The organism is Stenotrophomonas sp. GQ19 (genome assembly GCF_059758695.1).
In genome coordinates this window covers 532290-546328 of the sequence record NZ_JCAXES010000002.1, presented here as the reverse complement: position 1 = coordinate 546328, position 14039 = coordinate 532290, and the positions used below count along the sequence as shown (strand labels likewise).

Below are 14039 nucleotides of genomic sequence, written 5' to 3'. Positions count from 1 at the left end.
CGGCGCTATGCCGGTGCACGCCCGGAAACGTGGAAAACGCCGGTTCTGTGGCGAAATGGCGTGCGGGGGAGGATGCCGCGCATTGACGTGATCGGCTGGCGTGGCGCAGCTCGGTAGACCCGCAATGCGTACCCACCAACGGTAGGTACCTACGGCGGGCGAAGCGGCAAAAAAAAACCACCCGCATGCGGGTGGTTTTTCATCCAACGCTGTTGCGGCAGATCAGTTGACCTGGGTGCTCGGCGTGGCGGCCGCCTGGGTCAGCAGGCGGTTGATGTCCTGCAGTTCGGCGATGTCCAGCGTGCCCACGGCCTGGCCCAGCTGCAGACGGTTCTGCAGGAAGGTGTAGCGCGCGTTGGCGTAGTCCAGCTGCGCCGAGAACAGGATGCGCTGGTTCTGGATCACGTCCAGCACGGTGCGGGTACCCACTTCCAGGCCCACCTGCGAGGCGTCGTAGGCGCTCTGTGCCGAGACCACGGCCAGGCGGCGCGCTTCCACTTCGCTGATGCCGGCCACCAGTGTCTGGTAGGCATTGCGGGTGTTGCGGTCGAGGGCGCGCTTCTGCTGCTCGTAACCGTCCTGCGCGATGTCGCGCTGGGCCAGTGCCTGGCGCACGCCTGACTGGGTGGCACCGCCGGAGAAGATCGGCACGCTCAGGGTCAGGCCGACGCTGTTGGTGCGCAGGTCGGGGTTGAATGCACCGCCGCTGCCGACGTTGGAATCGCCCCAGGTTGCGCTCTTGCCCCAGCTGCCGCCCAGCGACAGGGTCGGGTAGTGGCCACCGCGAGCGGCCGACACGCCGGACTCGGCCGCGCTGACCTTCAGTTCCTGTGCCTTCAGCGCCGGGTTCTGCGCCACCGCTTCACCGACCAGCTGGTCGATCTGGGCGTACTTGGCCGGCAGTTCCGGGCGGAAGTCGGCCGGCAGGGCGCGCAGGTCGGCCACCGGCTGGCCGGTCAACTCGGTCAGGGCCTGGTAGCTGTCGGCCAGGGTGTTCTGCGCGACGATGGTGTTGGCGCGGGCCTGGTCGTACTGGGCGCGCGCTTCATGCACGTCGGTGATCGGGGCCAGGCCCACTTCCAGGCGCTTGTCGGCGAAGTCGAACTGCTTCTTGGCCGCCGCCTCGTTGGTCTGCGCAGCGGTGAGCGATTCGATCGCCACCAGCACGTTGAAGTACGCTGCCGAGGTGCGCACGATCAGGCTGTCGTTGGCCGAATCCAGAGTGAAGTCCGCGGCCTGGCTCAGTTCGCGCTGCGAGCGCAGGTTGGCGAACTGGGTGAAGTTGAACAACGTCTGGGAGCCGTTGATCGTGTAGGTACGACGCTTGGTGGTGGACGTGCCGGTGTTGAAGCCCCGGTCGTCGCTGCGGCTGCGGTTGAGCGCGGCCTCACCATTGAGCTGCGGCAGCAGCGCGGCACGCGCCTGCACGGCGCCTTCCTTGTCGTACAGACGGGTCGATTCAGCCGCGGACAGCTGCGGGTCGCCATTGCGCGCCATTTCGTAGACCTGCAGCAGGTCGGCGGCAGAGGCGGTCATCGGCAGCAGGGCGGCGGCCAGCGCAATAGCGAGGGATCGGCGGATCATTGCGGCTTCCTTGGACTCAGAGTTGGAACTGGGGCGCCGGAGCGGCACCGCGCAGGTAATCGATATCGGTTTCAAACAGCGACTCGGTGCTGCCGTCGGCCTTGACCAGCACCGCTTCCATCACCGGCGACTGGCCGCGGATGACGAACAGACGGCCACCGGGACGCAGCCACTGGGTGAAACGTGACGGGATGGTGTCCACCGCGGCGGTCACGCAGATCGCGTCGAAGCGGCGCTCGGTTTCCCAGGTCAGCGCATCGGCGGTTTCAATCCGCACGTTGTTGCCCAGGCCGGCGGCATCCAGGCGCGCACGCGCACCGGTAGCCAGTTCCGGCTGGATTTCCAGGCTCAGCACTTCGCGGGCCAGCTCGCCCATGCAGGCGCTCAGGAAGCCGCTGCCGGTGCCGATTTCCAGCACTTCGTCGCCCGGCTGCAGATCCAGCGCCTGCAGGGTGCGGCCTTCGATGACCGGCTTCATCATCTTCTGCCCGAAGCCCAGCGGCAGTTCGATGTCGGCATACGCCAGGGCCTTGTGCGATTCAGCGACGAACGCTTCGCGCGGCAGGCGTGCCAGTACATCGAGCACGCGGATCTCCAGCACGTCCCAGGGACGGATCTGCTGTTCAACCATCAGTTCGCGGGCGTGGGAGTAATCGATCGTCATGAGGTTTCTAGTTCCAGCGCAGTGGGCCGGCCATTTTACCGGTGCCGGGAGCCGGCGGCGCGCTGAGAGCATCGCTGCCGTCGCGCCGGGGTCGCAGTGCCGGAAGTCACCGCGACCTCCGGTCCATTCATGTTGTTCTCACGCCGTGGGGCGCGGCGCGTAGGCCCTCAGGAAGAACGCCACGCTGGCGCTCACGTGGGCATCGGCGTCGCAGTCGGCCGGGGTCGGTCGCAGCCCGCACATCATATGCGTATGCAGCTCGCCTTTGATGAGGGTCATCAACTGCAGCGCGGCGGTTTCACAGTCCTCGATCTCCAGCTCGCCACGGGCCACGCGGGCCCGCAGGAACTCGGCCAGGGCGTCGGTGGTGCGTTGCGGGCCGGCCACCCAGAACATCTCGCGCAGGCGGTCGTCGGTTTCGGGGGCCATCATCACCCGCTGCACCGCCACCGCCTCGGCCGAGGTGATCATGCTGAAAAACGCGTGGCCGATGCCCAGCAGCTGGTCGTGCAGCGGCCCTTCGGCGTCGGTGACAAACAGCGCGTCGGGCAGCATGGCGACACAGGTGGACTTCACAGCTTCGGTGAAAAGTGCCTCTTTGTCGCCGAAATGGCTGTAAACGGTCAGCTTGGACACCCCCGCCTGGGCGGCAATGCTGTCCATGCTTACCCCGTTGTAGCCCTGGTCCACGAACAGGGCCTTGGCCGCCTCCAGGATCGCCGCGCGCTTGCCCAGGTCCTTCGGGCGCCCCGGCCCGGAGGCCTTGGCGGCGGGCTTGGCAGGGGCAATAGGGGCGGTCGGATCGGTCATCCAAACAATACTAGACCAATCGGTTCGATATTTATACTATACCGGCTGGTTCACTATTAGCCGTGCTGCAACAGTATGTTGCCGGCGCGAATTTTTCCCGGATTTCTTCTCAGGTCCTGTACCTCATGAAAAGCATGCGTTGGATGGGCGGTGGTTTGCTGGTGGTGCTGCTGGCGGCGTGCGGCAAGCAGGATGCCGAGCCGGTGGCGGCCATTCCGGTACTGGTGGTGCATCCGGGCACCGTGGCCGGGCAGGAAGCGGCCGCCTATCCGGGTGAAGTGCATGCCCGCCAGGAGAGCCAACTGTCCTTCCGGGTGGGAGGCAACATGGTCAAGCGCCTGGTCGATGCCGGCCAGCGCGTGCGCAAGGGCGAGCTGCTGGCCGAACTGGACGCGGCCGACTACAGCGCCCAGGCCGCCGCCTCGCAGGCCCAGCTGGCCGCCGCCGATGCCGACCTGGTGCGCGCACGCGACGACCAGAAGCGCTACGCCAAGCTGGCCGAAGACCAGCTGGTGAGCCGTTCCGCGCTGGACCAGCAGACCGCCGCCTTCAAGGCCGCGCAGGGCCAGGCCAACGCCGCCCGCGCCAACCTGGCCGTGGCACGCAACCAGGCCGATTACGCGCAGCTGCGCGCCCCGGCCGACGGCGTGATCGCCAGCCGCCAGGCCGAAGCCGGGCAGGTGGTGAGCGCGGGGCAGACCGTGTTCACCCTGGCCGCCGACGGCGGGCGCGAGGTGTTGATCGCACTGCCGGAAAGCAGCATCCGCGACTACCAGGTGGGCCAGGCGGTGCAGGTGGAACTGTGGAACCGCCCGGGCCAGCTGCTGCCGGGCACGATCCGTGAGATCGCCCCGGCCGCCGATGCGCAGGCCCGCACCTACGCCACCCGGGTCAGCCTGGCGCCCGAAGCGCTGAGCGAAGTGGAACTGGGCCAGAGCGCACGCGTGTTCGCCCGCGCCGGCCGCAGCGGCACCCTGCAGCTGCCGCTGGCGGCGGTGCTGCGTGGCGCCGACGGCACGGCCAGCGTGTGGGTGGTGAACCCGGCCAACGGCGCGCTCAAGGCCACCCCGGTAACGGTGGGTGCCTACGGTGCCGACGCGGTGCCGGTGCTGTCCGGTGTCACCGGCACCGATTGGGTGGTCGCCGCCGGCGGCCACCTGCTGCGCGAGGGCCAGGTGGTGACGCCGGTAGACCGGCAGAACCGACCGGTGCTGGTACCGGCGGCCGCGCCCGCTGCCGCCGGCAAGGGGCACTGAGCCGTGCGCCGCTTCAATCTTTCCGAATGGGCGTTGAGCAACCGCCCGCTGGTGCTGTTTGCGATGCTGGCGTTCGCGGTCATCGGCGCGTGGTCGTACAAGCACCTGGGCCAGTCCGAGGATCCGCCGTTCACCTTCAAGGCGATGGTGGTGCGCACAATGTGGCCCGGCGCCACCGCCGAGCAGGTCTCGCGGCAGGTTACCGAGCCGATCGAAAAAGCGCTGATGAACACCGGCGAATACGAGTTCATCCGGTCCTACTCGCGCCCGGGCGAATCGCAGGTGATCTTCATGGCGCGCGACAGCTTGCGCTCCAAGCAGATTCCGGACCTGTGGTACCAGGTGCGCAAACGCGTGGGCGACATCCGCGCCACGCTGCCGCGCGAGATCGTCGGGCCGTTCTACAACGATGAGTTCGGCGACACCTTCGGCAACATCTACGCGTTGACCGGCAAGGGCTTCGATTACGCGGTGATGCGCGACTACGCCGACCGCATCCAGCTGGAACTGCAGCGCGTGCCGGACGTCGGCAAGATCGACCTGGTGGGCCTGCAGGACGAGAAGGTCTGGATCGAACTGTCCAACACCAAGCTGGCCACGCTGGGCGTGTCGCTGCAGCAGGTGCAGCAGGCGCTGGCCGACCAGAACGCGGTCAGTGCCACCAGCTTCTTTGAAACTCCCAGCGACCGCGTGCAGCTGCGCGTCACCGGCCAGTTCGATTCCATCGAGGACATCCGCCGGTTCCCGATCCAGGCCGGCGACCGCACGATCCATCTGGGCGATATCGCGCAGGTCAAGCGCGGCTTCGCCGATCCTGCCTCGCCGAAGATGCGCTTCATGGGCGAGGACGCCATCGGCCTGGCCGTGGCGATGAAGGACGGCGGCGACATCCTGAAGCTGGGCGCCACCCTGGACGCCGAGTTCGAGCGCCTGCAGAAGACCCTGCCGGCCGGCATGCAGCTGCGCAAGGTGTCCGACCAGCCGCACGCGGTGGAAGAGTCGGTGGGCGAGTTCGTGCAGGTGCTCACCGAAGCGGTAGTGATCGTGCTGCTGGTCAGCTTCTTCTCGCTGGGCCTGCGCACCGGTCTGGTGGTGGGCGTGACCATTCCACTGGTGCTGGCGATGACCTTCTTCGTCATGCATTACTTCGGCATCGGCCTGCACAAGATCTCGCTGGGCGCGCTGGTGCTGGCGCTGGGCCTGCTGGTGGACGATGCGATCATCGCGGTGGAGATGATGGCCACCAAGATGGAGCAGGGCTACGACCGCCTGCGCGCGGCCAGTTTCGCCTGGGAATCCACCGCCTTCCCGATGCTCACCGGCACGCTGATCACCGCCGCCGGCTTCCTGCCGATCGCTACCGCGGCATCGAGCACCGGTGAGTACACCCGTTCGCTGTTCCAGGTGGTGACCATCGCGCTGGTGGTGTCGTGGATTGCCGCGGTGCTGTTCATTCCGTACCTGGGCGACAAGATGCTGCCGGACCTGTTCAACCGGCAGCCGCCCAAGCCGACCAGCCTGGCCGGGCGCTGGCACGCCCGCCGCCTGCAGTGGGCCGACCGCCACCCGGCGTTCGCGCGCTGGATCAGGCCGACCGAGCATGCGCACGACCATGACCCGTACCAGCGGCCGTTCTACACCCGCTTCCGCAGCTTCCTGGATACCTGCCTGCGCCACCGCTGGTGGGTGATCGGCGCGACGATTGCGTTGTTCATCTTCTCGCTGGCGATCTTCCGCTTCGTGCCGCAGCAGTTCTTCCCCGATTCGACCCGGCCCGAGCTGATGGTCGACATCGAGCTGGCCGAAGGTGCATCGCTGGCCTCCACCCAGGCCCAGGCCAGCAAGCTGGAAAAGCTGTTGAAGGGCCGCGAGGGCATCAGCAACTACGTGGCCTACGTGGGGACCGGTTCGCCGCGCTTCTACCTGCCGCTGGACCAGCAGCTGCCGGCCACCAACTTCGCCCAGTTCGTGGTGCTCACCGCCGACGCCAAGGCCCGTGAGTCCACCCGCGACTGGCTGATGAAGGACGTGATCAAACAGTTCCCCGATGTGCAGATGCGCGTGACCCGCCTGGAGAACGGTCCGCCGGTGGGCTACCCGGTGCAGATGCGCATCTCCGGCGAGCACATCGCGCAGGTGCAGGCCATTGCCCGCCAGGTCGAGGCCAAGGTGCGCGAGAACCCGCACGTGATCAACGTCAACCTGGACTGGAGCGAGCCGAGCAAGGTGGTGCGGCTGGTGATCGACCAGGATCGTGCCCGCGCCTTGGGCGTGAGCAGCGCGCAGGTGAGCCAGTTCCTGAGCAGTTCGCTGTCGGGCATGAGCGTAAGCACTTACCGCGAAGGCAACCGCCAGATCGAGATGCTGCTGCGCGGGCCGGACAACGAGCGCGCCCAGCTGGGCCTGCTCGGCAGCCTGGCCATTCCCACCGCCAGCGGCACCCCGGTGACGCTGTCGCAGGTGGCACGCCTGGAGTACGCCTTCGAGGACGGCATCATCTGGCACCGCAACCGCCTGCCTACGGTGACCGTGCGCGCCGATATCGGCGATGGCATGCAGCCGCTGGACGTGGTGCAGCAGATCCTGCCCACCCTGGACGGCATCCGCGCTCAGCTGCCGTCAGGCTACCTGCTGGAGACCGGCGGTACCGTGGAAGATTCGGCGCGCGGGCAGAACTCGATCAAGGCCGGCATGCCGCTGTTCCTGATCGTGGTAGCCACGCTGCTGATGCTGCAGCTGCGCAGCTTCTCGCGTGCGGCCATGGTGCTGGTCACCGCGCCGCTGGGCATCATCGGCGCCACGCTGTTCCTGCTGCTGTTCCGCGCGCCGTTCGGCTTCGTGGCGCTGCTGGGTACCATCGCGCTGGCCGGCATGATCATGCGCAACTCGGTGATCCTGATCGACCAGATCCAGCAGGACATCGACGCCGGGCATGACCGCTGGCACGCCATCATCGACGCCACCGTGCGCCGCTTCCGCCCGATCGTGCTGACCGCGCTCGCCGCGGTGCTGGCGATGATTCCGCTGTCGCGCAGTGCGTTCTATGGCTCGATGGCGATCTCGATCATGGGCGGGTTGATCGTCGGCACCGTGCTGACGTTGGTGTTCCTGCCGGCGCTGTATGCGGCATGGTTCCGGGTGAAGCCGGATGAGGCCAAGACCAGCGAAGGTTGATGGACGATGAAGCCGGCCGATGGCCGGCTTCTTCTTTTCGGCGCGATGGCCTGTCGTCTCGCGGTACTGGCGAGTGCACAATGCACACCGGATTGTCTTCGGCCGCGCATGATGTCGCTTCGTTTTTCCTCTCTGTTCGTTTCTGCTGCGGCCGTTGCCTTGTTGATGGCCGTCGCGCCGCCCGCGCAGGCGAACACTGCTGCCAGTTTCCAGCGCGATCTCGTCGAACTCCTGGAATGCCGTGCCTCACCGGCGACGGTGGAGGCGGTGACGACGGCGCTGCGGGGCGCACGGTACGGCTCGCCGCAGGAGCGTCCGGCCTATCTGCAGGGCTGGGGCTTCACACGCAGCAGTGACGAGGAGGACATGACGACCTTCATCGACATGCCGGACGCGTTGACGGTGCACGGCATCACAACACGCCGCGTGGTGGCGGATGACAGGGGCTTCTCGATTCCCATCGATGCCGGGCAGCGTGCGCGCATTGTCAGCGAGACCGGACTGCGGCGTCGGTCGAGTACGTTGCGTGAGCCGTTCCAGGTGTGGTCAGCGCCCCCTATAGCCGTCAACACGTCATCGCCCGGCGCGATCGTGGTGAGCAGCGATGGTGAGGGCTATCGGGTGGGATGTGACTACCCGGGTCCGATGCGCGAAGCGCGCATTCCGCCCCGATTGCGCGAGACTGCCACGGCGGATGATATGGGCGCTGCGCTCGAATGTCGGGCGGACGACGCTGCCATGCGGCGCATCGCCAACATGTGGGAGCGTGTCTCGGAACTGTCGCCGCTGGCATGGCCGGACAATGTAAGCGCGGTCGCCGAGCGTGAGTACCATGCCGATGGTCAGAAGATGCCCGTCATGGTCGTCACGCTGGAGCAGCCGGTGGCGTTGAAGGGTCTGCCTGCGCAGTCGCTCGTCCTCGCCTATGGAGGTTACTTCGCGGCGGACATGGGCGATGCGCCGCTGAGGGCGGTGCTTGATGTCACCGGTCTGGGCGCGGCGGATCGGCAGGTGGAGGGGTATTGGAGGCGCGAAGCAACGCGGGAGGCGTCCTCTGGATACACGCGCGTGCGGTCGTTCAGCGTCATACCCACCGACAGCGGCGGGGTGCTGGCCGGCTGCATGACGAGCGACATTCGCTCCGCGCACTGACCGCTGCGGTAAGACACGCCGCAGGGCGCCGCGGATGAACACCGCCGCGCCTCTTCAACGGTCCGCCTTCAGTAAACGCCCTGCGCCAGCATCGCATCGGCCACTTTGACGAAGCCGGCGATATTGGCGCCATCCACGTAGTTCACGCTGCCATCGGCACGCTTGCCGTGGCGCACGCAGTTGGCGTGGATGTCCTTCATGATCCCGTGCAGGCGCTCGTCGACATCGGCGTGATGCCAGGACAGGCGCTGCGCGTTCTGGCTCATTTCCAGCCCCGAGGTGGCCACGCCGCCGGCGTTGCTGGCCTTGCCGGGTGCGTACAGGGTGCCGGACGCGAGGAAGACGTCCACTGCCTCCAGCGTCGAGGGCATGTTGGCGCCTTCGGCCACGCACAGCACGCCGTTGTCGACCAGGGCGCGCGCATCGTCTTCATCCAGTTCGTTCTGGGTGGCGCAGGGCAGGGCGATCTCAGCCGGGATGTGCCAGGGGCGCTTACCGTCCAGGTACTCGAAGCGCTTGTCGTCAGCCAGTTCGGACAGGCAGCCGCGACGTTCGTTGCGCAGTTCCACCACCTCCTGCAACGCCGCTTCATCGAAGCCGTCGCGGGCGTACAGCGTGCCGCCGGAATCGGAGAGCGTGAGCACGTTCGCACCAAGTTCGATGGCCTTGATCGCGGCATGCTGAGCCACGTTGCCGGCGCCGGAAATCAACACCCTGGCGCCATCGGTATCGCGGCGGGCATGGTGCAGCATCTGCTCGACGAAGTAGACCGTGCCGAAGCCGGTCGCCTCCGGACGCATCAGGCTGCCACCGTAGGAGAGCCCCTTCCCGGTGAACACGCAGGAGGCGTCGTTGGTGATCTTCTTCATCATGCCGGTCATGTAGCCGACCTCGCGCGCGCCGACGCCGATATCGCCCGCGGGCACGTCGGTGTCGGCACCGAGGTGGCGGTGCAGTTCCAGCATCAAGGCCTGGCAGAAGCGCATCACTTCGGTGTCGCTGCGGCCCTTGGGATTGAAGTCCGAGCCGCCCTTGCCACCGCCCATCGGCAGGGTGGTGAGCGCGTTCTTCAGGGTCTGCTCGAACGCGAGGAACTTCAGGATCGACTGGTTGACCGACGGATGAAAGCGCATGCCGCCCTTGAACGGGCCGATCGCCGAGCTGTGCTGCACGCGCCAGCCGCGATTCACATGGATCTTGCCGGCATCATCGGCCCAGGCCACGCGAAACTGGATCACCCGCTCGGGCTCCACCAGCCGCTCCAGCAGGCCATGTTCAAGGTAGCGGGGATTGCGCTCCAGGAACGGCCACAGGCTTTGGATCACTTCTTTGACGGCCTGCAGGAACTCCGGCTGATGCGGATCGCGCTGGGCCACGTGGGTGAGAAAGTCGGCAGAGGAACGAGGGTTCAAAGGCTTTCCTTGTTGGGGGCCGGCCGCTGGCTGCGACGTGGCCGACGGGACAGGGAGGCCGTGCGGGATGTGGAAACACGAACGCGGCCCTCAGGCCGCGTTCGTGACGATCATTGCAGCTTGGCAAGGACCGCGTCGGTTGCTGCGGCGGTACTGACCGCAAAACCCTTGGCGGCGAGATCGGCGGTGAACACGCCGTCATCCAGCACGGCATACACCGCAGCCTCGACCGTAGCAGCCTCGTCGTCCAGCCCCAGTGAATGCCGCAGCAGCATCGCGGCACTGAAGATCGTGGCGTACGGATTGGCAATGCCCTTGCCGGCGATGTCCGGCGCCGAGCCGTGGATCGGCTCGTAGATGCCCACTGCGCCGGGCTCGCCCAGCGAGGCCGATGGCAGCAGACCGAGCGAGCCGGCCAACATCGACGCTTCATCGGTGAGGATGTCACCGAACATGTTCTCGGTCACGATCACATCGTATTCGCGCGGCTTGGCCAGCAGGTGCATGGCCATCGAATCGACCAGTTGGTGCTCCAGTGCAACGTCCGGGAATTCCTCGCGGCCGATCCGCGCGGCGACATCGCGCCACAGGCGCGAGGTTTCCAGCACGTTCGCCTTGTCCACCGAGGTGACCTTGCCGCGGCGGGTCCGGGCCAGGCGGAAGGCGGTACGCAGCACGCGTTCGATCTCGCCCACGCTGTAGCTGCACAGGTCGCTGGCGGTGTCGGCGGTGCGGGTCTTCTCACCGAAGTAGATGCCGCCGGTCAGCTCACGCACAACCACGAAGTCCACGCCCTCCAGCAGTTCGGCCTTGATCGGCGACGCGCCAAGCGCGGCCGCGTGCGTGCGCACCGGGCGCAGGTTGGCGTACAGACCCAGCGCTTTGCGGATGGCCAGCAGGCCCTGCTCGGGGCGGACCTTGGCATTCGGGTCGGACCACTTCGGGCCGCCGACCGCGCCAAGCAGGATGGCGTCTACCTTGCGGCAGGCCTCCAGCGTGGTGGCCGGCAGCGGCTCGCCGTGGCGATCGATGGCGATGCCCCCGATATCGTGTTCCTGGAACCCGAAGGTGTGACCGAAACGGGTGGCGACGGCCTCCAGCACCGCGACGGCGGCGGCGGCGACTTCCGGACCGATGCCGTCACCCGGCAATACCACAATCTCAGCGTGCATGTTCACTCTCGTAGCGTTCAATGTCAGGGGTACGGCCCAACAGATACCCCAATTGGTCCACGCCTTCCAGCAGGCAGGTCTGCGAGAAGCCGTCCAGCGGGAAGGCATACACGCGTCCATCGGGCGTGCGCAGTTCGCGCGCGGCCACGTCGATGGTCAATTCGTCATCCGGGCGCTGCATCAGCGTCTGCACATCGGCCTCGTCCAGCACGATCGGCAGCAGGCCGTTCTTCAGCGAATTGCCGCGGAAGATATCGGCGATCTCGCTGCTGACGATGGCGCGCAGGCCCAGGTCGGTCAGCGCCCACGGCGCATGCTCACGCGAGGAGCCGCAGCCGAAGTTGCGCCCGGCCAGCAGGATGCTGCGCCCGGCGTTGTGTGGCTGGTTGAAGGCGAATGCCGGGTTCGGCACGCCCTCGCTCTGCCAGCGCCAGTCGTTGAAGGCATGCTTGCCCAGACCGGCGCGCTCGGTGGTGGACAGGAACCGCGCCGGGATGATCTGGTCGGTGTCGATGTTGGTCTCGCGCAGCACCACGCTGGTCGAGGTCAGGGTACGGAAGCCGCTCATCAGGCCACCTCCTGGGTGGCATACAGTTCACGCGGGTCGGACACCCGACCGTTCACCGCGGCCCAGGCCGCGGTCATCGGCGAGGCCAGCAGCGTGCGCGAGCCGGGGCCCTGGCGGCCCTCGAAGTTGCGGTTGCTGGTGCTCACCGCCAGCTGGCCCGGGGCGACCAGATCGCCGTTCATGGCGATGCACATCGAGCAGCCCGGCTCGCGCCATTCGGCACCGGCCGCACGTACGATGGTGTGGATGCCTTCGGCCTCGGCCTGGCGCTTGACGATCTCCGAACCGGGCACCACCAGCATGCGTACGCCATCGGCGACGTGGCGGCCCTGCAGCACCTGCGCCACTTCGCGCATGTCGCTCAGGCGGCCGTTGGTGCACGAACCGACAAACACCACGTCCACCGGGGTGCCGGCCAGGGTCTGGCCGGCGTGGAAGTGCATGTAGTCCAGGCCTTTCTGGTCGGCGGCATCGTTGGCCGCCGGGATTGGCTGGTCCACCGCGATCGCCGTGCCGGGGTGGGTGCCCCAGGTCAGGGTGGGGCGGATGTCGGCGGCCTCGATGTGGACCTCCACGTCGAAGCGCGCACCGACGTCGCTGCGCAGCTGCGACCAGGCGGCCACGGCGGCGTCGAAGTCGGCGCCCTTGGGTCCGCGCGGGGTATTGGCGACCCAGTCGAAGGTGGTCTGGTCCGGGGCGACCATGCCGGCGCGTGCACCGGCCTCGATCGACATGTTGCACAACGTCATGCGCTGCTCCATGTCCATCGCCTCGATGGCGCTGCCGCGGAACTCCAGCACGTGGCCGGTGCCGCCATTGACGCCGATCACGCCGATGATGTGCAGCACCACGTCCTTGGCACCCACGCCCACCGGCAGCACGCCGTCGACGGTGATGGCCATGGTTTTGGCCTTGCGCTGCAGCAGGCACTGGGTCGCCAGTACGTGGCCGACTTCACTGGTGCCGATGCCGAACGCCAGCGCGCCGAACGCACCGTGGGTGGAGGTGTGGCTGTCGCCGCAGACGATGGTCATGCCCGGCTGGGTGAAGCCCTGCTCGGGCGCAATCACGTGCACAATGCCGCGATTGGCCGACTGCAGGTCGAACAGCTCGATGTCATACGCGGCGCAGTTGCGCGCCAGCATCGCCACCTGCGCTTCGGAGGCGGCGCTGGCGTAGGGCAGCTTGCCGTCGGGGCCGGCCGGCAGGGTCGGGGTGGAGTGGTCCATGGTGGCCTTGGTCCGGTCCGGGCGGCGCGGCGCCAGGCCACGCTCGCGCAGTTCGGTGAAGGCCTGCGGCGAGGTCACTTCGTGGATCAGGTGCAGGTCGATGTACAGCACGGCGGGCGCGCTGTCCGATTCGGGCACGACGATGTGGGCGTCCCACAGTTTGTCGTACAGGGTGCGGGGAGCTGGGGTCATGGAATGGCCTTGCTGTGTGCGTGTCAAAGATGGATCAAACAGTGCGCAGGCGCGCGTCGAAGCGCAGCCGCACGTAATCGGCGGTCCACTGGCCGCGCCCGTCGCACTGGGTCGGTTCGAGCAGCGCGACCGCCGCGTCGATGACGTGCTGGCGCTGCGTGGCGTCCAGGCCGGCCAGGAACGGAGGGGCGAAGGTCCGCAGCCAGCCGCGCATGCCGGTGGGCAGTGCGGTGGGACGCACCTGCGACTCGATGTAGCGCACCTGGAAGCCGTGCGCGCGCAGGCGATCGGCATAGTCGTCGGCGGTGGGGAAGTACCACGGGAACGCCGGCACCGCGTGGCCGTTGCTGCACAGGGCGGCCTGCAGCGCGCTGGTGATGGCCACCACGTTGCCGTGCCCGCCCATCTCGGCGACGAAGCGGCCGCCCGGCTTCAACGCGCGGGCAACGCCGGCGATCACCTGGTCGGCGCCGCGCATCCAGTGCAGGGCGGCGTTGCTGAACACCGCATCGAACTGGCGGTCGAAGGTCATGGCATGGGCATCCATGACGTGCGCCTCGATGCCGCGTGCGCGCGCACCGCCGACCAGTTCCGGCGAGGCATCCACGCCGGTGATGTGCGCGCCGCTGAGGGCCAGGTCGAAGCTCAACACGCCGTCGCCGCAGCCCAGGTCGAGGATGCGCTCACCGCGCTGCGGGTCGAGCAGCCGCGCCACCGCGCCGCCGAGCACGGGCACGAAGCCGGCGTCGATGGCGTAATCGTGGGCGTTCCACGGGTGGGCATCCGTGCCGGGGGTGTCGAAGCTGTCGAAGGCGCTCATGGAAAC

The 14039-nt window shown here is 67.5% G+C and carries 11 protein-coding genes; 3 read left to right on the top strand and 8 right to left on the bottom strand.

Annotated elements, in window-relative coordinates; all coding sequences use genetic code 11:
• Positions 1-222: 222 nt before the first annotated feature.
• The 3 genes from AC6CHL_RS06445 to AC6CHL_RS06435 form a co-directional block, all read right to left on the bottom strand.
• Positions 223-1584, bottom strand: coding sequence for a TolC family outer membrane protein (locus AC6CHL_RS06445; protein WP_447595576.1), 1362 nt, complete (start codon positions 1582-1584; stop codon positions 223-225).
• Between the two features lie 16 nt (positions 1585-1600).
• Positions 1601-2248 (bottom strand): protein-L-isoaspartate O-methyltransferase family protein, encoded by a 648-nt coding sequence (locus AC6CHL_RS06440; protein ID WP_038686379.1) that lies wholly within the window; start codon positions 2246-2248, stop codon positions 1601-1603.
• A gap of 138 nt (positions 2249-2386) precedes the next feature.
• The gene (locus AC6CHL_RS06435) at positions 2387-3058 is read right to left on the bottom strand and encodes a TetR/AcrR family transcriptional regulator (protein ID WP_498293868.1); all 672 of its coding nucleotides are present in this window, start codon (positions 3056-3058) and stop codon (positions 2387-2389) included.
• 125 nt (positions 3059-3183) lie between these two features.
• Between AC6CHL_RS06435 and AC6CHL_RS06430 the strand changes: the two genes are divergently transcribed.
• Genes AC6CHL_RS06430 through AC6CHL_RS06420 form a run of 3 tightly spaced genes read left to right on the top strand, consistent with a single transcriptional unit; the run spans position 3184 to position 8640 of the window.
• Complete coding sequence (locus tag AC6CHL_RS06430; RefSeq protein ID WP_498293867.1) at positions 3184-4314, top strand: efflux RND transporter periplasmic adaptor subunit; 1131 nt, start codon at positions 3184-3186, stop codon at positions 4312-4314.
• Positions 4315-4317: 3 nt separating this feature from the next.
• Positions 4318-7488: an efflux RND transporter permease subunit gene (locus AC6CHL_RS06425; RefSeq protein ID WP_463601626.1), complete on the top strand. Its 3171-nt coding sequence runs from the start codon at positions 4318-4320 to the stop codon at positions 7486-7488.
• 6 nt (positions 7489-7494) lie between these two features.
• The gene (locus AC6CHL_RS06420; RefSeq protein ID WP_498293865.1) at positions 7495-8640 is read left to right on the top strand and encodes a hypothetical protein; all 1146 of its coding nucleotides are present in this window, start codon (positions 7495-7497) and stop codon (positions 8638-8640) included.
• 68 nt (positions 8641-8708) lie between these two features.
• Here AC6CHL_RS06420 and gdhA read toward each other — a convergent pair whose 3' ends face one another.
• The 5 genes from gdhA to AC6CHL_RS06395 form a co-directional block, all read right to left on the bottom strand.
• Positions 8709-10052 (bottom strand): NADP-specific glutamate dehydrogenase, encoded by a 1344-nt coding sequence (gene gdhA, locus AC6CHL_RS06415; RefSeq protein WP_463601624.1) that lies wholly within the window; start codon positions 10050-10052, stop codon positions 8709-8711.
• A gap of 110 nt (positions 10053-10162) precedes the next feature.
• The gene (leuB, locus tag AC6CHL_RS06410; protein WP_498293864.1) at positions 10163-11224 is read right to left on the bottom strand and encodes a 3-isopropylmalate dehydrogenase; all 1062 of its coding nucleotides are present in this window, start codon (positions 11222-11224) and stop codon (positions 10163-10165) included.
• A complete protein-coding gene (gene leuD, locus AC6CHL_RS06405) occupies positions 11214-11792 on the bottom strand; it encodes a 3-isopropylmalate dehydratase small subunit (protein ID WP_038686391.1) in 579 nt (192 codons plus the stop codon). Before leuD ends, leuB begins: the two co-directional genes overlap by 11 nt.
• Positions 11792-13213: a 3-isopropylmalate dehydratase large subunit gene (gene leuC, locus AC6CHL_RS06400; RefSeq protein ID WP_498293862.1), complete on the bottom strand. Its 1422-nt coding sequence runs from the start codon at positions 13211-13213 to the stop codon at positions 11792-11794. Before leuC ends, leuD begins: the two co-directional genes overlap by 1 nt.
• Before the next feature lie 34 nt (positions 13214-13247).
• Positions 13248-14033, bottom strand: a complete 786-nt coding sequence (locus AC6CHL_RS06395) for a methyltransferase domain-containing protein (RefSeq protein WP_447595562.1) — start codon at positions 14031-14033, stop codon at positions 13248-13250.
• Between the last annotated feature and the right edge of the window lie 6 nt (positions 14034-14039).